Annotated in this window: 22 protein-coding genes; 4 read left to right on the plus strand and 18 right to left on the minus strand. The window is 70.2% G+C overall.

Going from position 1 to position 24,940, the window contains the following annotated elements:
* Positions 1–13 precede the first annotated feature (13 nt).
* The 3 genes from RAN62_RS27805 to rarD all read left to right on the plus strand — a co-directional run bounded on the left by RAN62_RS27805 (position 14) and on the right by rarD (position 4,124).
* A complete protein-coding gene (locus tag RAN62_RS27805; RefSeq protein WP_305787728.1) occupies positions 14–2,329 on the plus strand; it encodes a hypothetical protein in 2,316 nt (771 codons plus the stop codon).
* A 71-nt stretch (positions 2,330–2,400) separates the two neighbouring features.
* Positions 2,401–2,784 carry a phage holin family protein gene (locus tag RAN62_RS27810; protein WP_305787729.1) on the plus strand — a complete coding sequence of 128 codons (384 nt, stop codon included), beginning with the start codon at positions 2,401–2,403 and terminating at the stop codon, positions 2,782–2,784.
* A 416-nt stretch (positions 2,785–3,200) separates the two neighbouring features.
* A complete protein-coding gene (gene rarD, locus RAN62_RS27815) occupies positions 3,201–4,124 on the plus strand; it encodes an EamA family transporter RarD (RefSeq protein ID WP_305787730.1) in 924 nt (307 codons plus the stop codon).
* A 105-nt stretch (positions 4,125–4,229) separates the two neighbouring features.
* On the opposite strand, the gene RAN62_RS27820 is transcribed toward rarD, so the two are convergent.
* The 3 genes from RAN62_RS27820 to RAN62_RS27830 all read right to left on the minus strand — a co-directional run bounded on the left by RAN62_RS27820 (position 4,230) and on the right by RAN62_RS27830 (position 6,304).
* On the minus strand, positions 4,230–4,931 hold the full coding sequence (locus RAN62_RS27820) for an anti-sigma factor family protein (protein WP_305787731.1): 702 nt from the start codon (positions 4,929–4,931) through the stop codon (positions 4,230–4,232).
* On the minus strand, positions 4,928–5,443 hold the full coding sequence (locus tag RAN62_RS27825) for a sigma-70 family RNA polymerase sigma factor (RefSeq protein ID WP_305787732.1): 516 nt from the start codon (positions 5,441–5,443) through the stop codon (positions 4,928–4,930). Before RAN62_RS27825 ends, RAN62_RS27820 begins: the two co-directional genes overlap by 4 nt.
* 66 nt (positions 5,444–5,509) lie before the next feature.
* Positions 5,510–6,304 (minus strand): IclR family transcriptional regulator, encoded by a 795-nt coding sequence (locus RAN62_RS27830; protein ID WP_305787733.1) that lies wholly within the window; start codon positions 6,302–6,304, stop codon positions 5,510–5,512.
* A 279-nt stretch (positions 6,305–6,583) separates the two neighbouring features.
* On the opposite strand from RAN62_RS27830, the gene RAN62_RS27835 reads away from it, so the two are divergent.
* Complete coding sequence (locus RAN62_RS27835) at positions 6,584–7,645, plus strand: MFS transporter (RefSeq protein WP_438874560.1); 1,062 nt, start codon at positions 6,584–6,586, stop codon at positions 7,643–7,645.
* On the opposite strand, the gene RAN62_RS27840 is transcribed toward RAN62_RS27835, so the two are convergent.
* From RAN62_RS27840 to RAN62_RS27910, 15 genes are all read right to left on the minus strand, one after another.
* Complete coding sequence (locus RAN62_RS27840) at positions 7,623–8,615, minus strand: polyprenyl synthetase family protein (RefSeq protein ID WP_438874565.1); 993 nt, start codon at positions 8,613–8,615, stop codon at positions 7,623–7,625. The two genes, RAN62_RS27835 and RAN62_RS27840, sit on opposite strands and share 23 nt — an antisense overlap.
* 235 nt (positions 8,616–8,850) lie before the next feature.
* A complete protein-coding gene (locus tag RAN62_RS27845; protein ID WP_305787735.1) occupies positions 8,851–9,237 on the minus strand; it encodes a hypothetical protein in 387 nt (128 codons plus the stop codon).
* Between the two features lie 89 nt (positions 9,238–9,326).
* On the minus strand, positions 9,327–10,859 hold the full coding sequence (gene nuoN / locus RAN62_RS27850; RefSeq protein WP_305787736.1) for an NADH-quinone oxidoreductase subunit NuoN: 1,533 nt from the start codon (positions 10,857–10,859) through the stop codon (positions 9,327–9,329).
* Positions 10,860–10,861: 2 nt separating this feature from the next.
* Positions 10,862–12,400: an NADH-quinone oxidoreductase subunit M gene (locus RAN62_RS27855; RefSeq protein WP_305787737.1), complete on the minus strand. Its 1,539-nt coding sequence runs from the start codon at positions 12,398–12,400 to the stop codon at positions 10,862–10,864.
* Positions 12,397–14,322 carry an NADH-quinone oxidoreductase subunit L gene (nuoL, locus tag RAN62_RS27860; protein WP_305787738.1) on the minus strand — a complete coding sequence of 642 codons (1,926 nt, stop codon included), beginning with the start codon at positions 14,320–14,322 and terminating at the stop codon, positions 12,397–12,399. Before nuoL ends, RAN62_RS27855 begins: the two co-directional genes overlap by 4 nt.
* Before the next feature lie 13 nt (positions 14,323–14,335).
* Positions 14,336–14,635 carry an NADH-quinone oxidoreductase subunit NuoK gene (gene nuoK / locus RAN62_RS27865; RefSeq protein ID WP_023357573.1) on the minus strand — a complete coding sequence of 100 codons (300 nt, stop codon included), beginning with the start codon at positions 14,633–14,635 and terminating at the stop codon, positions 14,336–14,338.
* On the minus strand, positions 14,632–15,411 hold the full coding sequence (locus RAN62_RS27870) for an NADH-quinone oxidoreductase subunit J (RefSeq protein ID WP_305787739.1): 780 nt from the start codon (positions 15,409–15,411) through the stop codon (positions 14,632–14,634). The genes nuoK and RAN62_RS27870 overlap by 4 nt, the downstream gene beginning before the upstream one ends.
* Positions 15,408–16,016, minus strand: coding sequence for an NADH-quinone oxidoreductase subunit NuoI (gene nuoI, locus RAN62_RS27875; RefSeq protein WP_305787740.1), 609 nt, complete (start codon positions 16,014–16,016; stop codon positions 15,408–15,410). The genes RAN62_RS27870 and nuoI overlap by 4 nt, the downstream gene beginning before the upstream one ends.
* A 1-nt stretch (position 16,017) precedes the next feature.
* A complete protein-coding gene (nuoH, locus tag RAN62_RS27880) occupies positions 16,018–17,388 on the minus strand; it encodes an NADH-quinone oxidoreductase subunit NuoH (protein WP_438874561.1) in 1,371 nt (456 codons plus the stop codon).
* Positions 17,385–19,859 carry an NADH-quinone oxidoreductase subunit G gene (locus RAN62_RS27885; RefSeq protein WP_305787741.1) on the minus strand — a complete coding sequence of 825 codons (2,475 nt, stop codon included), beginning with the start codon at positions 19,857–19,859 and terminating at the stop codon, positions 17,385–17,387. Before RAN62_RS27885 ends, nuoH begins: the two co-directional genes overlap by 4 nt.
* Entirely contained in the window at positions 19,859–21,175 is a 1,317-nt protein-coding gene (gene nuoF, locus RAN62_RS27890; RefSeq protein ID WP_305787742.1) for an NADH-quinone oxidoreductase subunit NuoF, read from the minus strand. The genes RAN62_RS27885 and nuoF overlap by 1 nt, the downstream gene beginning before the upstream one ends.
* Positions 21,172–22,263, minus strand: a complete 1,092-nt coding sequence (gene nuoE, locus RAN62_RS27895; RefSeq protein WP_305787743.1) for an NADH-quinone oxidoreductase subunit NuoE — start codon at positions 22,261–22,263, stop codon at positions 21,172–21,174. The genes nuoF and nuoE overlap by 4 nt, the downstream gene beginning before the upstream one ends.
* Positions 22,263–23,585, minus strand: a complete 1,323-nt coding sequence (locus tag RAN62_RS27900) for an NADH-quinone oxidoreductase subunit D (protein ID WP_305787744.1) — start codon at positions 23,583–23,585, stop codon at positions 22,263–22,265. Before RAN62_RS27900 ends, nuoE begins: the two co-directional genes overlap by 1 nt.
* Positions 23,582–24,271: an NADH-quinone oxidoreductase subunit C gene (locus RAN62_RS27905; protein WP_305787745.1), complete on the minus strand. Its 690-nt coding sequence runs from the start codon at positions 24,269–24,271 to the stop codon at positions 23,582–23,584. Before RAN62_RS27905 ends, RAN62_RS27900 begins: the two co-directional genes overlap by 4 nt.
* Complete coding sequence (locus RAN62_RS27910) at positions 24,268–24,939, minus strand: NuoB/complex I 20 kDa subunit family protein (protein WP_305787746.1); 672 nt, start codon at positions 24,937–24,939, stop codon at positions 24,268–24,270. The genes RAN62_RS27905 and RAN62_RS27910 overlap by 4 nt, the downstream gene beginning before the upstream one ends.
* Position 24,940: the final 1 nt, after the last annotated feature.

Raw genomic sequence — 24,940 nt, forward strand, 5'->3', positions numbered from 1 at the left:
CGAAATTCAGCCTGTGGATATCGATGAGCATGAGCAGAGTTATCCACAGGCCATCCCCGCCGACCCCCGAAAATCTCTACGATGGCTGCACGAGCGAACACAAGCGGCAATCGAAGGGTGGCGGAGCGTGACGACAACAGCACGCAATCACGGTCCGACCGGCCTGCGCGCCGTCGACCGCCCCGCCGGCCGAGCTGCGGGCGGCCAGATCCGGGAGGGACGGTCGGTCCTCGTCCGAGCAGGCCAGATAGTCGCCACGGAGCTGGCGGCGGCGCTCGTCGTCATTGGCGCTCTCGGTGGCCGCATCACTCTCGGGGCGACGGTCTTCGGGGCGGTCGTGCTGCTGGCGGCGGCGTGGGTGCGGTTGCGCGGCCGTTGGGCGTACGAGTGGATGGGTGTCGTCCTGCGTCACTCGGCCCGCAGGCGGGTCGCGGATGCCGGGGACAGCGTCGGCATGCTGCTCGAGCTCGCCGGCGCGCGGGTCGACGCGGCGAAGCTGGCGGGGCGACCGAGCGGCGTGATCCGCGACGGCCACGGATGCGCTGTCCTCTTCGACCTGGGCGAGTCGGCCGGTGTGCTCGGCGGCGGTGAGGATGTCGTGCCCGCGCCGGTGAGCCTGGTGAGGGCGAGACTGGCCGGCCAGCTGCCGTACCGGTGCCAGGTGCTGCTGATCGGGACGCGACCTCCAGCTCATTCCGGCGGCACCCTTGCGGCCGCCTCATATGAGCAGCTCACCGGCGGTGATCTGCTCAGTGACAGTCGAGCGGTGCTGGCTGTGCGCCTCGCCCGGCCGGACGGATGGACCGACGCCGAGCTGCGGCAGGGGCTGGAGCGGGTCGTGCGTGCTCTGCGGCGCGGCTTGGCTCCTGCGCAGCCGCTTGACGCTGCGCAGACCCGGGCGGCTCTTTTGCAGGCCGCCGCCGCTGAGGGTTCAGCCGCATGGGAGGAGTCCTGGTCCGAGCTGCGAGTCGGCGAGACGGTTCAGGCGGCCTTCCGGCTAAGCGGCTGGGCCGGGCCACCCGATTTCATCGGCCGGCTGCTCATGTTGCCCACGCGGGCGACGACTGTTGCGCTCGGTGCGGGGCCACAAGCTTCCCCGGGTACGGGCACAGCAGTCGACCTGCACGTCCGCCTCGCCGCCTCCGACCCGCCGCAGCTCGCAGCGGCCGTCGAAGCGCTGCACCGGATGGTCGCGGCTCACGGCTCGGCGACTGGTGCCCGCGCGGTGCTCACGCGTCTCGACGGCGAGCAGCGTGACGGCTTCATCGCGACGTTGCCGCTCGGCATCGTGCCCGGTCAGGCCATCACCGGGCGCCCCGGTCCACCCGCTGCGCCCGCCGCACTGGTCGACGCGCTGAACGGCATGGCGCTGCCCCTCGGCGAGGCGGGTCTGATGGTCGGCCGGAATCGGCACGGCGACCCGGCGGTCGTGCGCCTCTTCCGGAGCCGGCCGACGCGAGTGCTGCTCGTCGGCGGTGTGTCCGGTGCCCAGCTGGTGGCGATGCGGGCGTTGGGCATGGGAGCGCGGGTCGTCGTACGGACAGATCGTCCTTCGGCCTGGGAGCAGCTTGTTCATCGGCTCAGCGTGAGTTCGTCGGGGTCCGGCTCCGCGGGTGGCGGGATCAGCTTGGTCGCGGTGAGCCGGGCGGTGCGTCCGGTTGCGGTGGCCGGGCCGGACGGCGAGCCGGAGGAGTCTGCCGTGGTCAGCCGACCGAGCGGATCGGCGGCCGGGGCGGCGGAGGAGGAGCAGCAGCAGCAGGCGGGCTCGGACCTCGCGGAGGACGGTTACTCGGAGTTTGGGGACGACATCGTCTCGACCGCGGCGGGCGGGTGGGACTCGTCGGCCGGCTGGATTTCTCCGGGTGGCTGGGCTACTCCGGCGTCTGATGCGGCGTCTTCGGGCATGGGTTCTCCGGCTTCCGATGAGGCGTCGGCGGGCAGCGCGGGTGGTCGCTCTTCGGGGGATGTCTCGGTGCGGGCGGAGGAGCCGCGACGGTTGACGCTGATCGTGGTTGATGCCGGGCCCGCGGGAGTGGCCGAGCAGCAGGTGGAGAGTGGGCAGGCTGTTCTGGTGGTGCGGGACGGCTACTCGCCCGAGGACGCCGGTGACGCGCTGGCGGCGGACTTGTTGATGGTCACGCCGGTGAGAGCGGAGGAGGCGGGTGCGCTCGGGGCGGCGCTCGGGCTGGGCGAAGCTACCGGGTGGTTGGCGCGGATGCGGCCCGGGATGCTCGCGCTCATCAATGAGCGGGCGGTGCGATGGGTGGCTGTCACGCCTACGACGATGGAGTCTCAGCTGGTCGGAGGCGTGGGACGGCTGGCGGCGTGAGATGGGTCCAGCGGGTGTGATCGTGGAGTGTCGCCGGATCTGGTGGCCCGGGCGTGGCACCATCGCGAGCCATGGGAATCATCATCCGGCTGGTGATCACCGCCGTGTCGTTGTGGATCGCGACGCTGGTCGTGGGTGGGATCCGGCTCGACACCGACTCGGTCCCCGCGAAGATCGGGACGCTGCTGGCGGTCGCGATCATCTTCGGCATCGTCAACGCGGTGCTGCGGCCGATCATCAAGACGATCGGCTGCGGACTGTACGTGCTGACGCTCGGCCTGATCTCGCTCGTCATCAACGGGCTGCTCTTCCTGCTGACGGGCTGGATCGCGGGGCAGTTCGACCTGGCGTTCGAGGTCGACGGCTTCGTGGCCGCGGTGCTCGGTGCGCTCATCGTCGGCATCGTCAGCTGGGTCCTCAACATGCTCGTCCCGGACGGCGGCGACAACGACTGACAGTTCCGCTCACGCTGCCGCACGAAGGCCACCAGCACAAACTCGAGCTGCGGACGTCGGCACGCGGCCGAGTCAGGAGGCGATGTCAGCGCGCGGCCCACGGCGCACGGGGTTTATGCGCCGCTCGGGTTCGAGGCGGTTGATGCCGGCGGCTGGATGGTGTGTGAGCTGCAGCGGGTGACGCCCGGCCGGGAGGGCGCCGGCGCCGGAGAAACGGCGAAGTGAGGAATCGGGGCCACGGCTCGGAGAACGTCGACGACATCCGCGCCGAGGGAGCGGGCCGGTGACTTCACCGGGGAAGGGCTGCACCGGCGCAGCGATCCGACGTTCAGGCCGAGGTGGCGGGCCCGGCGACCGGCCGTGAACTTCGACATAGGCAAGGACCATCCGGCCGGGTGCCCCTTACGGTGACAGGCATGGGTGAGGAGCGTCGGGGTTATCTGCACGGGTTGGCGGCGTACGCGCTGTGGGGCGTCTTCCCCATCTATTTCAAGCTGCTCCGCCCCGCCTCGCCCCTCGAGATTCTCGCCCACCGCGTGCTCTGGTCGGTGATCTTCATTGCCGTCGTGCTGACCGCCATGCGCAACTGGCGGTTCCTGGCCCGGATGGCCCGCAACGGACGGCTGCTGCTCGGAGTGGTCGCCGCGGCGCTGTTGATCGGGGTGAACTGGGCGACCTACATCTACGGGGTCAACTCGTCGCGGGTGGTCGAGACGGCGCTCGGGTATTTCATCACTCCCCTGGTCATCGTGCTGCTCGGCGTCACAGTGCAACGGGAGCGGCTGCGGGTGTGGCAGTGGGCGGCCATCGCCGTCGGGGTGGTCGCCGTCGCGGTGCTGACGGTCGACTACGGGCACCTGCCGTACATCGCGTTGATCCTGGCGGCCAGCTTCGGCACGTACGGGCTGGTCAAGAAGCGTCTCGCGCTGCCGCCGGCGGAGGGCCTCTTCGTGGAGTCGGCCGTTCTCGCGGTCCCGGGCGTCGCGTACCTGATCTGGCTCAATGTCGCCGGGCACGCGGAGTTCGGCCACGTCTCCGCCACACACACCGTGCTCATGCTGCTGTCCGGCGTCGCGACGGCCGTACCCCTGCTGCTCTTCGCCTCCGCGGCCAACCGCGTGCCGCTGGTCGGGATCGGCATCCTGCAGTACGTGGCGCCGATCCTCCAGTTGGCCTTCGGAGTCCTGCTGTTCCACGAGCCGATGCCGCCCGCACGGCTCGCCGGGTTCGCGCTGGTGTGGGTCGCCCTGGTCATCTTCACGATCGACGGGCTGCGGAACGCCCGCAAGCAAAGGACGACAGCCGCCAGCACAGAGCCGGCGCCGGTCGCGACCAGCTGAGGAACGCCAAAGAGGGGGCCGGAAACAAGGACGGTGGCCGACGCCGCGGCCGCCACCGCAGAGCCGACCACCGTCCCGACCCGCTGACCAGGAGTCAGCGGATGATCAGGGGATGTCGTAGACCAGCAACGTCCGCCCGTCGTTGCGGACCAGCGCCAGCCGGTTGAGCATTCCCGTCGTGAAGTGCGTGACGCCCGACATGCTGAACTCCTTGCCGGGGGCGGCGATCCACGAGCCGAGCTGCTCGCTCTCGTCGTCCGGCCCGTACGCCATGAGCCTGATCGTGTAGGGCTGGGAGTCCTCGTCGCCCCGGTTGTAGGCGCAGACGAGGTTGACCCGCGTGCCGCCCGGCGCCCCGGCGATGTTGATCTGCGCGTCGACCGGCACGAGATCGTTGGAGGGCGTCATGAAGACCGTGGGGCCCTGGGCGTCGACAGCCGGCGTCGAGCGGTCCATCCAGAAGACCGCGCCGATGCCCGCCACCAAGGCGAGACAGGCGGCGGCCAATGCGGTGCCCAGCACTCGCCAGCGGACCCGTTTGCGTTCCTCCCGGCGGGTGGACTGGGCCGCTGTCATGAGGTCCGGGGTGCTGACCCGGCGCACCGGCGGCGGGGGCGTCGAGGTCATGAGCCGTTCGAAGTCGGCCGCGTCGAGCCGGCCGAGCAGACCGGGCAGGACGGCGATGTCCGCGACCGCCTCGCGGCAGAACGAGCAGGTGGCGAGGTGCCGCTCGTAGGCGATGCGCTCGGCCGGGCTGAGGGCGCCGAGGACGTACGCGCCGTCGTCGTGCTCGTGGTCGCATCTCATCCTGTCACCCCCATCTCGTCCAGGACCATGCGCAAGGAGCGCAGGGCGTAGTGCGTGCGCGACTTGACCGTGCCGGGCGGGACCCCCAGCCGGGCAGCCGCCTCGGCGACCGAACGACCCTGGTAGAAGCACTCGACCAGGACCTCGCGATGACTTTCGGAGAGCCGGCCCAGCGCCTCGGCGACCGTCCAGGCCTCCACGGCCCGGTCCGCCTCGTCCGCGCTGGGCGGAGGTTCGGGAATCATGTCCGTGACCACCTCCCCGACCCGGACCGACCGCCGCCGCCAGGCGTCGATGGCCAGGTTGCGGGCGGTGGTGAACAGCCATGACCGCACCGTGCCCCGCTCGAGGTCCAGCGATTCCGGATATCGCCAGGCGCGCAGCAGGGTCTCCTGCACGAGGTCCTCGGCGCGCTGCCGGTCGCCCCCGGAGAGGCGTACGGCGTGGGCGAAGAGGGCTTCCCCGTGCTCGTCCTGGAGCGCGCGCAACAGCTCGGCGTCCTGATCTTCCAAGCCGGCCGACCTCCCTCGCGCGTTCCACCCAGTCTTACGGGCGGCGGGGGCAGTCGGTTCAACCGGTCAGGCGGTGGCGGCGTCTCCCGCGGAGAGGGCCTCGGCGACACTTCGGGCAGCCGACGTCAACTTGGCCCGAACCACCCGCGCGGAGGTCAGCATCTCGGCCGCCGGAAGTGAGCAGGCCAACACCAGCCGGCGTTCCATGTCGCGGTCGGTGATGACGTTCACGGCCGCGCAGGCGAGCCCCTGGCGGAACTGGCCCATCTCCAGCTGCATCCCCCGGCGCTCGCCGGCGGCCAGGTCGGCCTCCAGCGCCTCCGGGGTGGTCAGCGTGGCCGGGGTGAAGGCGCGCATGCCCCAGTCGCGGAGATAGCGGGCGCGCTGGTCCGCGGTCAGCGTGGCGAGCAGCGCCTTGCCCAGCGCGGTGGCGTGACCGCCCTCGTCGAAACCGGGGGCGATGTCGTCGAGGAACGGCGAGCGGGCGCCCTCGGCCGAGGCGGTGACCGCGATCCGGCCGCCGACGAATCGGCCGAGGAAGTGGCTGTAGCCGGTCTCGGTGGCGGCGCGACGCAGGGCCTCTCCGACCGAGGGCGGTCCCCGGAACGCCGAGACCAGCTCTCTGTACCGGTCGGCGATCTCGAGGCCCACGATGTAGGTGCCGTCCTCCCGCCGGATCACATAACCCTCGTACGCGAGCGTGCGCACGAGGTGATACGTCGTCGCGACGGTCAGCTCACACCGTCGTGCGATCTGTTTCACGGTGAGTCCGCGCGGGGCCCGTCCAACCGATTCGAGTACCCGTAGCGCACGGGACACGCTACGAATGAGGTCTGACGGCTCCGCCAGGGGGTCGCGCACAGCTACCTCCGACGCCGGGGACTTACACCATATGAATAATCTTCCGCCGGGGGAATGCCTAGAGCGTGTCGACCATGACCAATCTGTACGGCACGTGTGGTTGTTGCCACTCAGTGTCCAGATAACGCAAGCGCCCGGAATAGACTCACGGTGATGGTCTCGCCCCCGAAAAACGCGCCCACCAGCACAAACACCGTCCGGCCGGCCCGGGCCGCCCTGAGTGCCCTTACCACGACGACGGCCTGTTCGGTCCCTGTCTTTCTTGTCGGTGGGCTGGCCGTGCAGATCGGGGACGAGCTGAAATTCTCGCCCGCCGGGCTCGGTCTGGCCGTCTCCGCGTACTTCGGAGCCAGCGCCCTCGCCTCCGTGCCGGCCGGCGCGCTCGTCGAGCGTTACGGCTCGACCGCCGTCGCCCGGACGGCGGTCGGGCTGGCCTCCGCGTGCCTGCTCGGCATCGCGGCCGGCGCCCGAGCACTGTGGAGCTTGATCGCCATCCTCGTCCTCGGGGCGGCCGCGAACGCGATGGGTCAACTGGCGAGCAACACCAGCCTGTCCCGGCACGTCCCGCTCCGGCGGCAGGGGTTGTCCTTCGGCCTCAAGCAGGCCGCCATCCCGGTCAGCACGCTCCTGGCGGGCGCGGCCGTGCCCGTGGTGGCACTGACGGTCGGCTGGCGCTGGGCGTTCGCGCTGGGGGCCGTCCTGGCGGCCGCGGCGATCGCCCTGGTGCCCGTGGAGCGAGACGAACGCCGCAGGTCCCAGGCCGACCGCGGAGAACGAGCGACGACCGCGCTCGTCGTGATCGGACTGGGCGCCACGCTGGCGTCGGGCTCGGCCAACGCCCTGGGCACGTTCCTGGTCGACTCGGCGGTCGCCCGGGGCATCGAGCCCGGGCCCGCCGGTCTCGCGCTCACCCTCGGCGGCGTGGTGGGCGTGGCCGCCCGGATCGGCGGCGGCTGGCAGGCGGACCTCTTCCCCACCCGGCAGATCGGCGTGATCGCGGGACTGCTCACGGCGGGCGCGGGCGGCTTGGCGCTGCTGGCCGTCCCCGGCCTGGGGGCGCTGGTGGCCGGCGTGGTGCTCGGCTTCGGGCTGGGCTGGTCGTGGCCGGGCCTGATGAACTTCGCGGTCGTCCGGCTGCATCCACAAGCGCCCGCGGCGGCGACGTCCATCACGCAGACCGGCGTCTACGCGGGCGGCTGCCTCGGCCCACTCGGCCTCGGCACGGTGGCGTCGGCGACAAGCTACGAGACGATGTGGATGGTGGCCGCCGCGGCGATGCTGGGCGCGGCGGTGCTGATGCTGGCGGGGAGCCGGCTGCTCAGCCGGTCCGATCCGCGATGAAGTCGCAGAGCGCCTCCATGGCCCGCCGCGCCGGCCCGTCCGGCAGCGGCTCGAGGCTGGCCCGCGCCTCCTCGGCATAGCTGCGGACCGTCTCGCGCGCCCGCTTGAGGGCCGCGGACTCGCGCAGCAGCCCGAGCGCCTCCGCGTGCAGGCCGTCGTCGACCAGCGGGCCCGAGGCGAGCAGCTCGCGCAGCCGCACGGCCGAGGCGTCCGTGTCGTCGCCCGCGAGCGCATAGAGCACCGGCAGCGTCGGCACGCCCTCGCGCAGGTCGGTGCCCGGAGTCTTGCCCGACTGCACCGACTCGGAGGCGATGTCGAGGAGGTCGTCGGAGAGCTGAAACGCGATGCCGATCGTCTCGCCGTATTGCGCGAGGGCCTCCACGTGCTCCGGCGCGGCCCCCGAGAACATGCCGCCGAACCGGGCCGACGTCGCCATCAGGGAGGCGGTCTTCTCCGCGATCACGTAGAGGTAGTGCTCGATCGGATCGCTCTCGCGCGGGCCCACCGTCTCGGCGATCTGCCCGTGCACGAGGCGCGAGAAGGTGCGTGCCTGCAGCCGTACGGCCTCCGGACCCAGGTCCGCGGCGATGTCGGCGGCGCGCGCGAAGAGGTAGTCGCCGACGAGAATGGCGACCGAGTTGCCCCAGCGCGCGTTGGCGCTCGGCGCGCCCCGGCGCACGGCGGCCTCGTCCATGACGTCGTCGTGATAGAGCGTCGCGAGATGGGTGAGCTCGACCACCAGCGCGGCGGGCACGATCTCAGCCCGCTGCGAGTCGCCGAACTGCGCCCCGAGCGCCACGATCAGCGGCCGGAAGCGCTTGCCACCGGCGTCCATGAGGTGCCGCGCGGCCTCCGCCACCAGGGGATCCGCGCTCGTCACATTGCTGCGCAGCGCTTCCTCCACGACACCGAGCGTCGCGGAGACCGACTCGTCGACCCGCGGGTCGATCACGACTCCGAGCGACGCCAGCGCTGTGTCTCCGGTGCTCACCACACATTTACGATGCCATACCGCGACGGCAACGACCCGGCCAGGGTGCGGCGCCACCCTCAAGATCAAATTCAAGCGAAAAGTACGGGCACCATAGGCTGACCATGTTTGCAGCCACTCACCTGCATGGTTGCGCCCCACTCGCCGCCGCCGGGCTGTCCCGCGCCCCGGCCAACCGTGAGTGACACCTCAGGAACTGTGAGATATCGAACCCTCAGCCGGCGCCCGTGACGCTGTTCCGAAAGCGCTGGAAGGCGCGCCAACCCTCCGCGCCGGTCACAAACTCGCCCGTCGAGAGCTCGAGGACCCGCGCGTCCAGTCGCGTCGCGAGTTCCGCGATGGCGGGAAAGACGTCGTCGCCGGCGCCGCGGACGTGCAGCGCGACTGACTCCACCGGGTCGTCCGCGCCGATGAAGAGTTCGATGGTCCAGCCGGGGCCGGCGACCACAGCGCGCGTCGAGTCGAGGGAGTCGATGAGGTCGGCCAGCCGCTGCCGCACCTCGGCGAGAGAACCGAGCGGCGGCGGCCGGAAGTCGGCGGCGAGGTCGTCGATCGACTCGGCGTCGGCCGGCATCCGCGCGACGAACAAGTCCCCGCTCACACGGACTCCCGATGACAAGCCGACGAAGGGCCGATGAAGCGGGCCCCGGCGCATGGAACGCCGGGGCCCAGTGAAGCCGGTGCAGACGGCTACCGGACGAAGTTCGCCGCGTCGTTGGTGAGGTCGAGCAGCGGCGCCGGGACCACGCCCAGCGCGAACGTCGCGATCACCCCGATCGCCAGCGCCGCCGAGGTCAGGAACCCCGGCACCGACACGGCCGGCGTCGTCTCGCCCGGCTCCGAGAGCCACATCAGCACGACCACCCGCAGGTACGGGAACGCCAGCAGCATGCTCGTGATGACGCCCACGATGACGAGCCACGTCTGCCCGCCGTCGACCGCCGCCCCGAAGACCGCGAACTTGGCCGTGAAGCCACTGGTCAGCGGGATGCCGGCGAAGGCCAGCAGCAGGAACGAGAAGAGACCGGCGAGCACCGGGCTCTTGCGCCCCAGACCGGCCCAGCGGGACAGGTGCGTCGCCTCCCCCTCGGCGTCGCGGACCAGGCTCACGATGCCGAAGGCCGCCAGCACCGAGAAGCCGTACGCGACCAGATAGAACATGGTCCCGGACAGCCCCTCCTTGTTGAGCGCCAGCACGCCCACCAGCAGGTAACCCGCGTTCGCGATCGACGAGTACGCCAGCAGCCGCTTCATGTCCGTCTGCGTCACCGCCAGGATGGCGCCGACGAGCATGGTGAGCACGGCAACCGCACCGAGGACCGGCTGGAAGTCCCAGCGCACCCCGTCGAAGGCCACGTAGAGCACCCGCAGCAGGGCGCCGAACGCCGCGACCTTCGTACAGGCGGCCATGAGGGCCGTCACCGGGGTCGGCGCGCCCTGATAGACGTCCGGCGTCCACACGTGGAAGGGCGCCGCCGCGCTCTTGAAGAGCAGGCCGATGGCGACCAGGGCGAGCCCGCCGAAGAGCAGCACCTCGCTGCGCGCCGGGTCGGCGACCGCGGCGTGGATGGACGCGAGGTCGACCCCGCCGCTGTAGCCGTAGAGCAGCGCCACACCGAAGAGGAAGAACGCGGACGCGTACGACCCGAGCAGGAAGTACTTGAGCGCCGCTTCCTGGCTCAGCAGGCGCCGGCGCCGGGCCAGCGCGCACAGCAGGTAGAGCGGCAGCGAGAGCACCTCGAGCGCGACGAACATGGTGAGCAGGTCGTTCGCCGCGACGAAGAGCAGCATGCCGCCGAGCGAGAAGAGGGTCAGCGGGTAGACCTCGGTCGCCCCGCCCGAGCTGCCCGCCTGCCGCAGGTCCTTCTGGGAGCCCACGGTGATGGCGGCCTGGGAGACGAAGGCGCCGCCGGCCTCGATCGAGCGCTCGCCGATGAGCAGCAGCGAGACGATGCCGAGCAGCAGGATCGAGCCCTGCAGGAAGATCGACGGACCGTCGATGGCGACCGCGCCGCCGATGGTGACGATCCGGGTGTTGCGCTCGAGGATCACCACGACGAGCGCGGCGACCAGGGACAGCAGGGCCAGCCCGAGCTGCACGCCGTGGCGCCGGGCCCGGGGCACGACCGCCTCGACGAGGACGCCCAGGCAGGCCGCCCCGAAGAGGATCAACATGGGCGCCAGCGCGCCGTAGTCGATGTCGGGCAGTTTGAGGTCTCCCATGGCTACCGCGCCACCCTTCCGTTCGCGACCGCCGTCGGGGCCGGGTCGGTCGTCCCGACGTCCTGCATGGTCGCCTCGACCGCCGGGTTGATCACATCCGTGACCGGCTTCGGATAGAAGCCGAGGATCAGCAGGAGGAGCACCAGCGGCGCGACGACGATCTTCTCGCGCAGCGTGATGTCCTTCCGCATCTCCGGCGCCTCGGCGAGGGCCGGATTGAGGGTGCCCTGCGTGGTCCGCTGGACCATCCACAGCACGTACGCGGCGGCGAGGATGATGCCCGCGGTGGCGATGACCGCGTACGCCTTGTGCGTGCTGAAGGTGCCGATGAGCACCAGGAACTCGCTGACGAAGGGCGCGGTGCCGGGCAGCGCCAGCGAGGCCAGGCCGGCGAAGAACAACAGACCGGCGAGTACGGGCACCAGCTTCCCGGCGCCCCCGAAGTCACTGACCAGGGCCGAGCCCCGGCGCGCCACGAACATGCCCACGACCAGGAACAGCAGGCCGGTGGCGAGCCCGTGGTTGACCATGTAGAGCACCGAGCCGGTCCCCGCCTGGGTGGTGAAGGCGAAGATGCCGATGCCGATGAAGCCGAAGTGCGCGATCGACGTGTAGGACACCAGCCGCTTGAGGTCGTTCTGACCGACGGCGAGCAGGGCCGCGTACAGGATGCCGATGACGCCGAGGATCAGCGCGGCCGGCGCGAACCAGCGGGAGGCCTCCGGGAACATCGGCAGGCAGTAGCGCAGGATGCCGAACGTGCCCACCTTGTCCAGGACGCCGACCAGCAGCGCGGATGCACCGACCGGGGCGGCGGCACCGGCGTCGGGCAGCCAGGTGTGGAACGGGAAGAACGGCGCCTTGATCGCGAACGCGACGAAGAAGCCGAGGAACAGCCACCGGGCCGTGTCCGTCTCGAACGAGCCGGACGCCTGGACCAGCGCCTGCCAGTCGAAGGTGTGCCCGCCGACCACCCACAGGCCGATGACCGCGGCCAGCATGAAGAGGCCGCCGACCAGCGAGTAGAGGAAGAACTTGACCGCCGCGTACTGCCGGCGGGGCCCGCCGAACGAGCCGATGAGGAAGTACATCGGCACGAGCATGACCTCGAAGAACACGTAGAACAGGAACACGTCGGCGGCTGCGAAGACGCCGATCATCGTGCTCTCGAGGACGAGCAGCAGCGCGAAGTACGCGGGCACCGAGCGCTGGGACTCGTCGACGTCGTTCCAGGAGGCGAGCAGCACCACCGGGATGAGGATCGCGATGAGCACCAGCATGACGAGCGCGATGCCGTCGGCGGCGAACGTGAAGCGCGCGTCCCAGGTGGGGATCCACTGGTAGGACTCGCGGAACTGGAAGCGCTCGCCGTCGACTTGGAAGGCGATCCACATGACGATGCTGAGCACCAGCACCGCCAGCGAGAAGCCCAGGGCGACGTACTTGGCCGGGCCGGGCCGCGTCCGCGGGAGGAACGCCACGACCACGGCGCCCACCAGCGGCAACAGCGTCAGGATGGACAGGAACGGGAAGTCACTCATGACGCCAACCACCCCAGTTGGATCGCGAGGAAGGCGCCGACGACCAGCACAGCCCCGGTGAGCATGGACAACGCGTACGAGCGGACGAACCCGGTCTGCAGCCGCCGGATCCGTCCGGAGCCGCCGCCCACCCCGGCCGCGAGCCCGTTGACGATTCCGTCGATGCCCTTGTTGTCGAGGTAGACGAGCGCGCGGGTCAGGTAGATGCCGGGCCGCTCGAACACCGCCTCGTTGATCGCGTCGGTGTAGAGGTTCTTGCGGGCCGCGGTCACCACGACCCCGGCCGGCTGCGGCGCGGTGGCCGTGCCCCGGCGGAACATCGCCCAGGCCAGGCCGGCCCCCAGCACCGTGATCACCAGCGACAGCACCGTGATCAGCCAGTGCGGGATCACCGCGTGCAGATCCTCGGCCTCCGGTCCGAGGACCGGCTCGAGCCAGTGCGCCACCGGCGAGGCCATCAGGCCACCGGCCACGATCGAGCCGAGCGCCAGGAGCATCAACGGCACGGTCATGATGTACGGCGACTCGTGCGGCTCGTGGATGTCGTCGGTCCACCGCGCGGGGCCGTGGAACGTCAGCACGAACAGCCGGGTCATGTAGAAGGCGGTGAGCCCGGCGCCCAGCAGCGCGGCCAGGCCGAACAGCCACGCCGTCCAGCCCTCCCGCTCGAACGCCGCCGCGATGATCGGCTCCTTCGAGAAGTAGCCGGACAGCGGCGGGATGCCGATGATCGCGAGCCAGCCCATCATGAAGGTGAGCCAGGTCCACTTCATGTACTTGCGCAGGCCACCGAAGCGCCGGATGTCGACCTGGTCGTGCATGCCGTGCATGACCGAGCCGGCGCCGAGGAACATGTTGGCCTTGAAGAAGCCGTGCGCGAGCAGGTGGATGATCGCCAGCGCGTACGCCCCGCCGCCGAGCCCGACGCCGAGGAACATGTAGCCGATCTGGCTGACCGTCGACCACGCCAGGACGCGCTTGATGTCGTCCTTGGCCGCGCCGATGATGCAGCCGAGCAGCAGAGTGAGCGCGCCGACGCTGACCACGATCGTCTGCAGCGTCAGATTCGCCGAGAAGATCGGGTTGGAGCGGGCGATCAGGTAGACGCCGGCGGTGACCATCGTCGCCGCGTGGATGAGCGCCGACACCGGGGTCGGTCCCTCCATGGCGTCGGGGAGCCAGGCGTGCAGCGGGAACTGACCGGACTTACCCGCGGCGCCGAGCAGCAGCAGGATGCCCATGATCAGGATCGTCGTGCCCGAGAGCGCGCCGACCCCGCTGAACACCGCGTCGTACTGCGTGGTGCCGAGCGTCGTGAACATCAGGAAGATGCCGACGGCCAGGCCGGCGTCGCCGACCCGGTTCATCAGGAACGCCTTCTTGCCCGCCGTGGCGGCCGACGGCCGGGTGTACCAGAAGGAGATCAGCAGGTACGACGCGACGCCCACGCCCTCCCAGCCGAAGTAGAGCATCACGTAGTTGTTGCCGAGGACCAGCAGGAGCATGGCCGCGACGAACAGGTTGAAGTAGGCGAAGAACTTGCGGCGCCCCTCGTCGTGCGCCATGTAGCCCACCGCGTACAGGTGGATCAATGAGCCGACGCCGGTGATCAGCAGGACGAAGACGCCGGAGAGCGGGTCGAACAGCAGCCCGAAGTCCACGTGCAGCTGGCCGACGACCATGAAGTCCCAGAGGCTCTGCTGCGCGGAGCGGGCCTCCTCGTCGAGCCCGGCGAGGCTGATGAACATCGCCAGACCGAGGACGAAAGGTACGGCCACGGCGAGCACGCCGAGCCAATGTCCCCATTTGTCGGCCCGCTTGCCGAGCAGCAACAGCACCGCCGCACTCGCCAGCGGAATGGCGACCAGCAACCACAAACTACTCAGAAGCCCCGTGGCCTGGGCATACTCCACTTGTTCCACGTGAGGAGCCCCTTTAGTACTTGAGGAGGTTGGCGTCGTCGACGCTCGCCGAGCGCCGCGTGCGGAAGATCGACATGATGATCGCGAGCCCGACGACGACCTCCGCCGCCGCGACGACCATCACGAAGAACGAGATGATCTGGCCGTCCAGCGTGCCGTTGATCCGGCTGAAGGTGACCAGCGCGAGGTTGGCCGCGTTCAGCATCAGCTCGATGCACATGAACAGCACGATCGCGTTGCGGCGCACCAGCACGCCGGCGGCGCCGATGGTGAAGAGGATGGCCGCGAGTACGAGGTAGTAGTCAGGTGTCACTTCTCTGTCCTCTTCGGTGCGGCCTCGGTGGGCGTCAGCTCACGCCGGGGCAGGATCGGCGACAGCGTCCGCTCGGACTCGCTGCCGTCGGGCAGCTTGCCGGGCGCGGCGACCGACATGGTGTTCGCGTAGACGCCCGGGCCCGCCTTGGCCCCGGGGTAGTTGCCGGGCCGGAAGCGGTCGCGCATCCGGGTCGGCTGGTCCACCTTCTCGCCCTTGGCCCGCTCGACGTGGGCGAGCACCATGGCCCCGACCGCCGCGGTGATGAGCAGCGCGGAGGTCACCTCGAAGGCGAAGACGTACTTGGTGAACAGCAGCCGGGCGATGCCCTGCACGTTGCCGCCGGCGTTGGCGTCGGCCAGCCCGGCGACCGCGGTGTCCCCGAGCGAGCGGGCCAGGCCGGTGGCCAGCAGCACGCCGAAGGCGACGCCCAGCAGGATCGCGGCGACGCGCTGGTTGCGCAGCGTCTCGATCAGGGAGTCCGAGGCGTCCCGGCCGACCAGCATGAGCACGAAGAGGAACAGCATCATGATCGCGCCGGTGTAGACGATGATCTGCACCGCGCCGAGGAAGGGCGCCGCGTTGACCACATAGAGGAAGCCCAGGCAGAGCATCGTGACGACGAGCCAGAGGGCCGAGTGCACCGCGTTGCGCGCGAGCACCATGCCGAGGCCGCCGATCACGGCCAGCGTCCCGAGGATCCAGAACGCCCAGGCCTCCCCCGTGGACACCTTCGCCGCGGCGTCGGCGGCGAGCAGGACGACGTCGCCGGTCATCGCGCGGCCTCCGTCCGCTGACCCGGCGTCATCTCGCCGGCCGCGTCGGTCGTCCCGGTCTCGGACCACGGCGCCCGCTCGGCGCCGGCCGACGTGCCCGGGTTCTGCAGCGCCCCGACGTAGTAGTCCTTGTCGGTCTCGCCCAGGCGCATCGGGTGCGGCGGCTGCTCCATGCCGGGCAGCAGCGGCGCCAGGAGCTCCTTCTTCGTGAAGATGAGGTCCTGCCGGTTGTCGCGGGCCAGCTCGTACTCGTTGCTCATGGTCAGCGAGCGGGTCGGGCAGGCCTCGATGCACAGCCCGCAGAAGATGCAGCGGGCGTAGTTGATCTGGTAGATGCTGGCGTACCGCTCGCCCGGCGAGAAGCGCTGCTCGTCGGTGTTGTCGCCGCCCTCGACGTAGATCGCGTCGGCCGGGCAGGCCCAGGCGCACAGCTCGCAGCCGATGCACTTCTCCAGCCCGTCCGGGTGCCGGTTGAGGATGTGCCGCCCGTGGTAGCGCGGCGCCGGCGTGGGCGGGGAGAACGGGTAGTCGGTGGTGATGACCTTGCGGAACATGTGCGCGAAGGTCACGCCGAAACCCTTGAAGGAGCCGGTGAAGGTGCCCACGTCACACCTCCTTCTCTTGCTCGGGTTCCGTGCCGCCGACAGTGGCGGGCTGCCGCTCGGCGACCGCGCGCCGGGCCCGGGGGCTCGGGGGCACCTGCAGGTCCATCGGCGGGACCGGGAAGCTGCCCGGGGGCCGGGCCGCCAGCTGCTCCTCCAGCGAGTACTCGCGTTCCTTGCGGCTCGCCGGCCACAGCCAGGCGATGACCAGCACCACCACGGCCGCCGCGATGTAGACCAGGTAGCGGGCGCCGCCGTCGACCCGGTCGTTGGTGACCCGGACGCCGGCCAGGAAGAGGATCCAGACCAGGTTGATCGGGATGAGGATCTTCCAGCCGAACCGCATGAACTGGTCGTAGCGCATGCGCGGCAGAGTCGCCCGCAGCCAGATGAAGCCGAAGAGCAGGATCAGCACCTTGGCCAGCCACCAGACCAGCGGCCACCAGCCGGAGTTCGCGCCCTCCCAGAAGCTCGTGATCGGCGCCGGGGCTCGCCAGCCGCCGAGGAAGAGCGTCGTCGCGAAGGCCGAGACGGTGATCATGTTGATGTACTCGGCCAGGAAGAACAGCGCGAACTTGAACGACGAGTACTCGGTGTGGAAGCCGCCGACCAGCTCCGACTCCGCCTCGGGCAGGTCGAACGGGGCCCGGTTGGTCTCACCGACGGCCGCGATGCAGTAGATGATGAAGCTGGGCGCGAGCATGATCGCGTACCAGCTGGGGGCCGTGGGGTTCCAGCCGAGGATGTCGAAGGACGCCGTGCCGTTGCCTGCCTGCGCCTTGACGATCTGCGAGGTGCTCATCGTGCCCGCGGTCATGAAGACCGCCACGATGGACAGGCCCATGGCGACCTCGTACGAGATCATCTGCGCGCTCGACCGCAGACCGCCGAGCAGCGGGTAGGTCGACCCGGACGCCCAGCCCGCGAGCACCACGCCGTAGACGCTCATCGACGAGCACGCGAGCAGCACCAGCACCGACACCGGAACGTCGGTGAGCTGCAGCGCCGTGTGGTGCCCGAAGATTGACACCACCGGCCCGAACGGGATCACCGAGAAGGCGGTGAACGCGCAGGTCGCCGAGATCACCGGGGCGATGAAGTAGACCACCTTGTCCGCGGTCTTCGGGATGATCTCTTCCTTGAACGGCAGCTTGAGGCCGTCGGTCAGGCTCTGCAACCAACCCTTGGGTCCGACCTGGTTGGGGCCCGGCCGGACCGCCATCCGGGCCACGACCTTGCGCTCGTAGTTGATGGTGAACAGGGTCAGCAGCAGCAGGATGACGAAGACGCCGAAGAGCTTGATGAGCGAGATCCACCAGGGATCGTTCTCGAACGTCTGCAGCGTCGGGTCCTGCGCCGCGGCGAGGATCTTCATCGGTCGGCCCCTTGTGCGAGGATCGGGCCCGGCTTACCGGCGGTCAGCCGGACCACCGCGCCCGAGGTGACGCCCAGGCTGCGGCGAGTCGTCGCGCCCGGCGAGTTCGTGGGCAGCCACACCACCTGCGGGGGCAGGTCGGTGATCGCCACCGGCAGCGTGATCGCGCCGCGGTCGGTGCCGACGGTCACCGCGTCGCCATCGGCCACGCCGAGCGACTCCGCGAGGGCCTTGCCGATCCGCACCAGCGGCGGCCGGGCGGTCCCGGCCAGCACCTCGTCGCCGTCGAGCAGCGAACCGAGGTCGATCAGGTGGTGCCAGGTGGAGAGCACAGCCTCGTCCTTATCGGGCTTCGGCAGGTCCTTGGCGGTGACGGTCGGCGCGGCAGGCCGGGCCGACTGGCTGGCCGGCATGACACCGAGCTCCCGGCGCACCGCGTCGACGTCGCCGGTGCCGAGCGTCACGTCCAGCAGGGCGGCGATCGCCTCGAGCACCCGGCCGTCGGTCATCGCCCCGGTCGGCAGCACGGTCCCGAAGGTCCGCAGCCGGCCCTCCCAGTCCATGAACGTCCCGGACTTCTCGGCCGCCGGCGCGATCGGCAGCACCACGTCGGCCCGCCGGGTCACGGCGCTCTGCCGCAGCTCGACGCTGACCAGGAAGGGCACCGCGTCCAGGGCCTGCTCGGCCAGCCGCACGTCGGCCAGGTCGGCCGGGTCGACGCCGGCGACCAGCAGGCCACCGAGCGAGCCGTCGGCCGCCGCCGCGATGATCGCGTCGGTGTCCCGGCCGGCCGCGGTGGGCAGGGCGGTCACGTCGACGTCCCAGGCGCGCGCGATCTCGGCCCGGGCCGCCTCGTCGGCGACCAGGCGGCCACCGGGCAGCAGGTTGGGCAGGCAGCCCGCGTCCACGGCGCCTCGGTCACCCGCGCGCCGCGGGACCCAGGCGAGGCGGGCACCCGTACGCGCGGCCAGCGCCGCCGCCGCGGAAAGCCCGCCCGGCACACTCGCCAGCCGCTCGCCCACGATCAACAGCGCACCCGGCGTGGCGAGCGCGGCCGCGACCGTGGCGTCGGTGTTGAGCAGCCGCGCCTCGTCGCCGGGCACCGCCGTGACCACCGTCGCGCCGAGCTTCTCGAAGCCCCGGCTCAGGAACGGCGCCACGGCCGTCACCTTCAGCTTGTTCTTCCGCGAGCCCTTGCGCAGGCGCAGGAAGAGGATCGGGCACTCCTCCTCCGGCTCCAGCCCGACGACCACGGCCGAGGGCGCGTTCTCCACGTCGTCGTACGTGACGTCGCTGACCCCGGCGACCGTGGCGGCCAGGAAGTCGGCCTCCTCGGTGGACAGCGGGCGGGCGCGGAAGTCGATGTCGTTCGTGCCGAGGACCGTGCGGGCGAACTTCGCGTACGCGTACGCGTCCTCGACCGTCAGGCGGCCACCGGTGAGCACGCCGACACCGCGCTCCTTCGCCGCCGCGAGCCCCTCGGCCGCCGCGAGCAGAGCCTCCGACCAGGACGCTTCGCGCAATTCCCCGGTACGGGCATCGCGTACGAGCGGCGTCGTGATGCGGTCGTAGCCGGTGGCGTAGCGGAAGCCCCACCGGCCCTTGTCACAGTTCCACTCCTCGTTGACCGCGGCGTCGTCCCCGGCCAGGCGGCGCAGCACCTTGCCGCGCCGGTGGTCGGCCCGCATCGAGCAGCCGGCCGAGCAGTGCTCGCAGGTCGTGGGAGTGGAGACGAGGTCGAAGGGGCGGGCGCGGAACCTGTACTGCTCGCCCGTGAGTGCCCCGACGGGACAGATCTGGATCGTGTTGCCGGAGAAGTACGAGTTGAAGGCCACGTCGCCGTCGCCCTCGCCGACCTGGCCGTCCCCGGTGCCCGTACCCCCGAAGAAGTCGTCCCTGTAGACGTTGATCTGCTCGCCGGACGAGCGGTCCATCAGATCGATGAACTTGTCGCCCGCGATCTCCTCGGAGAACCGCGTGCAGCGCTGGCAGAGAATGCACCGCTCGCGGTCCAGCAGCACCTGGCTGGAGATGTGGATCGGCTTCTCGTACTCGCGCTTCTTCTCGTGGAAGCGCGAGTCGACCCGGCCGCTGCTCATCGCCTGGTTCTGCAGGGGGCACTCGCCGCCCTTGTCACAGGTCGGGCAGTCGAGCGGGTGGTTGGCCAGCAGCAGCTCCATGATGCCGCCCTGGGCCTTCGCGGCCACCGGCGAGCTGAGCTGCGTCTTGACCACCATGCCCTCGGCGACGGTCTGGGTGCAGGAGGCGACCGGCTTGCGCTGGCCCTCCACCTCGACCAGGCACTGGCGGCAGGCGCCCGCCGGGGCGAGCAGCGGGTGGTCGCAGAACCGCGGGATGGCGATGCCCATCCGCTCGGCGACGCGGATCACCAGCTCGCCCTTCGCGGCTTGGACCTCGATGCCGTCGATGGTGAGGGTGACCTGGTCGGTCTTCTTGGCTACGTCGGTCATCAGTGCGCTCCCACCAGGGTCTTCGCGGACAGCCGGGGAGCCGTCCGACCCTCGATGTAGTCCAGGTAGTCCTGCCGGAACCACTTGAGCGTCGACACGACCGGGGTGGCCGCGCCGTCGCCGAGACCGCAGAACGCGCGGCCGAAGATGTTGTCCGCGGTGTCCTGCAGGGTGTCCAGGTCCTGGTAGGTGCCCTCGCCGGAGAGGATCCGCCGGTAGGTGCGCACCATCCAGTAGTTGCCCTCGCGGCACGGGGTGCACTTGCCGCACGACTCGTGGTGATAGAACTCCAGCCAGCGCCAGGTCGCGTACACCGGGCAGTCCTGATCGCTGAAGATCTGCATCGCCGTCGTGCCGAGGATCGAGCCGGCCGCCGCCACGCCCTCGAAGTCCATCGGGGTGTCGATGTGCTCGGCGGTCAGCAGCGGCGTCGACGAGCCGCCCGGCGTCCAGAACTTCAGCGTGTGGCCGGGCTTCATGCCGCCCGCGAGCTCGAGCAGCTCCCGCAGCGTGATGCCGAGGCCGCACTCGTACTGGCCGGGGTTGGCCACGCGGCCGGACAGCGAGTAGATCATCGGGCCGGACGACTTCTCCGTGCCCATGCTCTTCCACCAGTCGGCGCCGCCGAGCACGATGTACGGCACGCTGGCGATCGTGCCGACGTTGTTGACGACCGTCGGGCTCGCGTAGAGGCCGGCGACCGCGGGGAACGGTGGCCGCAGGCGGGGCTGGCCGCGGAAGCCCTCGAGCGAGTCGAGCAGCGCCGTCTCCTCGCCGCAGATGTACGCCCCGGCGCCGGAGTGCACGACCAGGTCCAGGTCGAACCCGGAGCCGAGGATGTTCTCGCCCAGGTAGCCCTTCGCGTACGCCTCCTTGACGGCGTTGCGGAGGCGGCGAGCGGCGTGGACGGCCTCGCCGCGGATGTAGATGTAGGCCCGGGCGGCGCGGATGGCGTACGCGGCGATGATCGCGCCCTCCACCAGCGAGTGCGGGTCCCAGGTCATCAGCGGCAGGTCCTTGCAGGTGCCCGGCTCGCCCTCGTCGGCGTTGATGACCAGGTAGTGCGGCTTGCCGTCGCCCTGCGGGATGAAGCCCCACTTGAGACCGGTCGGGAAGCCGGCGCCGCCGCGGCCGCGCAGGCCCGAGTCCTTGATGAGCTGGATGAGGTCGTCGGGGTGAACCTCGAGCGCCTTCTTGACGGCGAGGTAGCCATCGAGGCGCTCGTAGGTGTCGATCTTCCAGGCGTCCGGCGAGAGCCAGCGCTTGGTGAGGACCGGGGTCAGTTTCTGGAGGACCTCACGACTGGGCTGCGTCACTTCGTCTCCCCTTGCCCGCTGTTCTTGGTGGTGTCGGCCGGGGCCGATGCGGGGCGCTCGGTGTCGCCGGCGGGCTTGCCGTCGCCGGCGGGCTGGTTCTTGGCCACGCCGGCTGCCTCGGCGGCGTTCTCCGGCTGGGGAGTCGGCTGCTGGCTGCCCGGACCCGGCGTCTTCGCGTCGACGTTGCGCTGTTCCGCCGTACGGGATTCCGGGTCCTTGACGTCGCCCGCCCTGTGGGTTTTTTCGGCGACTGCACCCACTGCGGCCTTGACGGCGGTGACCGCCTTGGCCAGTGGGCCGGTCTTCTCCGGCGCCGGGCGCTGCACCTTGCCGTCGGGCACGGCCTTGGCGCCCTCGTCGCGGGCCGGCTTGGTCGTGGTGATCGGGGTGTCGGTGTTGAAGCCGGCCACCGCGATCCCGTGCTCCTGCGCGAGCGTGACCCCGCGCAGCGTCGGCGCCCCGGGCCGGCCGTCGGCGACCGCGCCCTCCCGCTCGTCGTTGAAGCCGGCGAGCTGGTGCTGCATCTCCTTGAGGGTGCAGATCCGCGCTCCGCGAGGGAGTACGGGACGCTCGTCACGCCGCAGTTGCTCGGCGAGCTCGACGGCGCCGGCCGGGGTGGCCTGGTCGATCGCGTAGTCGTAGTTGACCGTCACGACCGGCGCGTAGTCGCAGGCCGCGAGGCACTCCGCGTGCTCCAGCGTGATCTTGCCGTCGGCCGTGGTCTCGTCATGCCCGACGCCGAGGTGCTCGACCAGCTCGTCGTAGACCTCCTGGCCGCCCATCACGTTGCACAGGGTGTTCGTGCACACGCTGACGAGGTAGTCGCCCGTCGGCTTGCGCTTGTACATCGTGTAGAAGGTCGCGACCGCGCCGACCTGGGCCTTGTTGATGCCCAGGACGTCGGCGCAGAAGGCGACGCCGGCCGGGCTGACGAAGCCCTCCCGCGTCTGCACCAGGTGCAACAGCGGGAGCAGCGCCGAACGCTCCCGGCCCGCGGGATAGCGGGCGATGATCTCCAGCGCGGGCTCGAGCAGCTCGGCGGCGAGCGGCGCGGCGGCCGGGGAGAAGTCCACCGTGGTATCGGTCATCAGCGGTCACACCCACCCATCACGGGGTCCAGGGAAGCGCCGCCGGCGATGACGTCGGCCAGCAGCGCACCTTCGGCCATCGCGGGGATGGCCTGGAGGTTCACGAAGCTCGGGTCACGCATGTGGACGCGGTAGGGATGCGTGCCACCGTCGGACACCGCGTGGACGCCGAGCTCGCCCCGCGGGTGCTCGATGCCGACGTAGACCTGACCGGCCGGCACCCGGAAGCCCTCGGTCACGAGCTTGAAGTGGTGGATCAGGGACTCCATGGACTGGCCCATGATCTTGGCCACATGCTCCAGGGAGTTGCCCATGCCGTCCGTACCGATGGCCAATTGCGCAGGCCAGGCGATCTTTTTGTCGGCGATCATGATCGGCCCCGGGCGCAGCTTGTCGAGGGCCTGCTCTATGATCTTGAGAGATTCACGGATTTCCGCCATGCGGACCAGATAGCGACCCCAGACGTCACTGGTCTGCGCGGTGGGCACCGCGAACTCGTAGTTCTCGTAGCCGCAGTACGGCATGGTCTTGCGCAGGTCCCACGCGAGACCGGACGCACGCAGCACGGGCCCGGTGATGCCGAGGGACAGGCAGCCGGTCACGTCGAGGACCGCGATGCCCTGGGTGCGCTCCTGCCAGATGATCTGGCCGGAGAGCAGGCTCTCGTACTCCTTGAGCTTCTTGGGCATGTAGGTCAGGAAGTCGCGGATCTTCTTGATCGCCGACTCCGGCACGTCCTGGGCAACGCCGCCCGGGCGGAAGTAGGCGTGGTTCATCCGCAGGCCGGAGGTCTCCTCGAAGATGTCGAGGATGTACTCACGCTCGCGGAAGCCGTAGAGCATCATCGAGATCGCGCCCAGCTCCATGCCGGTCGTGGCGATCCAGACCAGGTGCGACGAGATCCGGTTCAGCTCCATGAAGAGCACCCGGATGGTGTTCGCACGCTCGGTGATCTGGTCCTCGATGCCGAGCAGCTTCTCGACGGCCAGGCAGTAACCGGCCTCGTTGAAGAGCGGGGCCAGATAGTCGGCGCGGGTCACGAAGGTCGTGCCCTGCGTCCAGTTGCGGTACTCGAGGTTCTTCTCGATGCCCGTGTGCAGATAGCCGATGACCGGACGGGCCTCGGTGACCGTCTCGCCCTCCAGCTCCAGCACGAGCCGGAGCACGCCGTGCGTCGACGGGTGCTGCGGGCCCATGTTGACGACGATCTTCTCGTTGCTCAGCGGGTCGATCGCCTCGGTGACGCTGTCCCAGTCGCCGCCCGTGACCGTGAAGACGCGGCCCTCGGTGGTCTCTCGCTCGGTGGCGTATCCCTGTGTCACTGGTAAACCCTCCGCTGGTCGGGAGGCGGAATGACCGCGCCTTTGTACTCGACGGGCACGCCGCCGAGCGGATAGTCCTTGCGCTGCGGGTGACCCTCCCAGTCGTCCGGCATGAGGATCCGGGTGAGGTTGGGGTGGCCGGCGAAGACGACACCGAACATGTCGTACGCCTCCCGCTCCTGCCAGTCGGCGGTCGGGTAGACGCTCGTCACGCTCGGGACCGTCCCGTCGACGCCCACGGCGACCTCCAGCCGCACGCGCCGCCGGTACGTCATCGATGTCAGCTGATAGACGACGTGCAGCCGGCGCGCGTCCGTGGCCAGGTAGTCCACGCCCGACACCGAGGAGCAGAGCTCGAAGCGCAGCGACTCGTCGTCGCGCATGATCCGGGCCACCTCGGCGATCCGCTCCGGCACGATGTGCAGGGTCAGCTCGCCGCGGTCCACGACGACCTTCTCGATCGCGTCGGCGAAGCCGGGGTAGGCCTCCTCCAGCGCGTCGTAGACCTCGTCGAAGTAGCCGCCGAACGGCCGCGGGCTGTCGGCGACCGCGGGACGCCGGCGCACCAGACCGCCGAAGCCCGACACGTCGCCCGTGCCGTGGATGCCGAACATGCCCTTGTCGGGGCTGGCCGGGTTCTGGGCCGGCGCGTCCAGCTGCGCGCCGATCGGCTCTTCCACCGTCATTTGCCGGCCTCCCTCAGGTGCGGCTGCAGCTTCATCCAGTTCTCGATGCGCAGCTGCTCCTCGCGGCCTTCCTTGACCGCCTGCGTCCACTCCGCGCGGCGTGCCTTGTCGACGCGGTAGGAAGAGGGCATCGCACCCGGCGCCACCACGGGGACGTCCCCGCGCTCGCGGCGGGCCTCGAGCATCTTGCGGCCGTTCGGCCCCAGCGGAGCGGCCATCACTTTCTCGCGCATCTTGAGGATCGCGTCGATCAGCATCTCGGGGCGCGGCGGGCAGCCGGGCAGGTAGATGTCGACCGGGACGATGTGGTCGACGCCCTGCACGATCGCGTAGTTGTTGAACATGCCGCCCGACGAGGCGCAGACGCCCATCGAGATCACCGAGCGCGGCTCGGGCATCTGGTCGTAGATCTGCCGCACGACGGGCGCCATCTTCTGGCTCACCCGGCCGGCGACGATCATCAGATCGGCCTGCCGCGGCGACGCCCGGAAGACCTCCATGCCCCAGCGGCCGAGGTCGTAGTGCGGGCCACCGGCCGCCATCATCTCGATGGCGCAGCAGGCCAGCCCGAACGTCGCTCCCCAGAACGACGACTTGCGGGCCCAGTTCGAGAGCTTCTCCACCGAGGTCAGCAGAATGCCGCTCGGCAGTTTCTCCTCGATTCCCATA

Source organism: Symbioplanes lichenis (assembly GCF_030709675.1).
GTDB lineage: Bacteria > Actinomycetota > Actinomycetes > Mycobacteriales > Micromonosporaceae > Actinoplanes > Actinoplanes lichenis.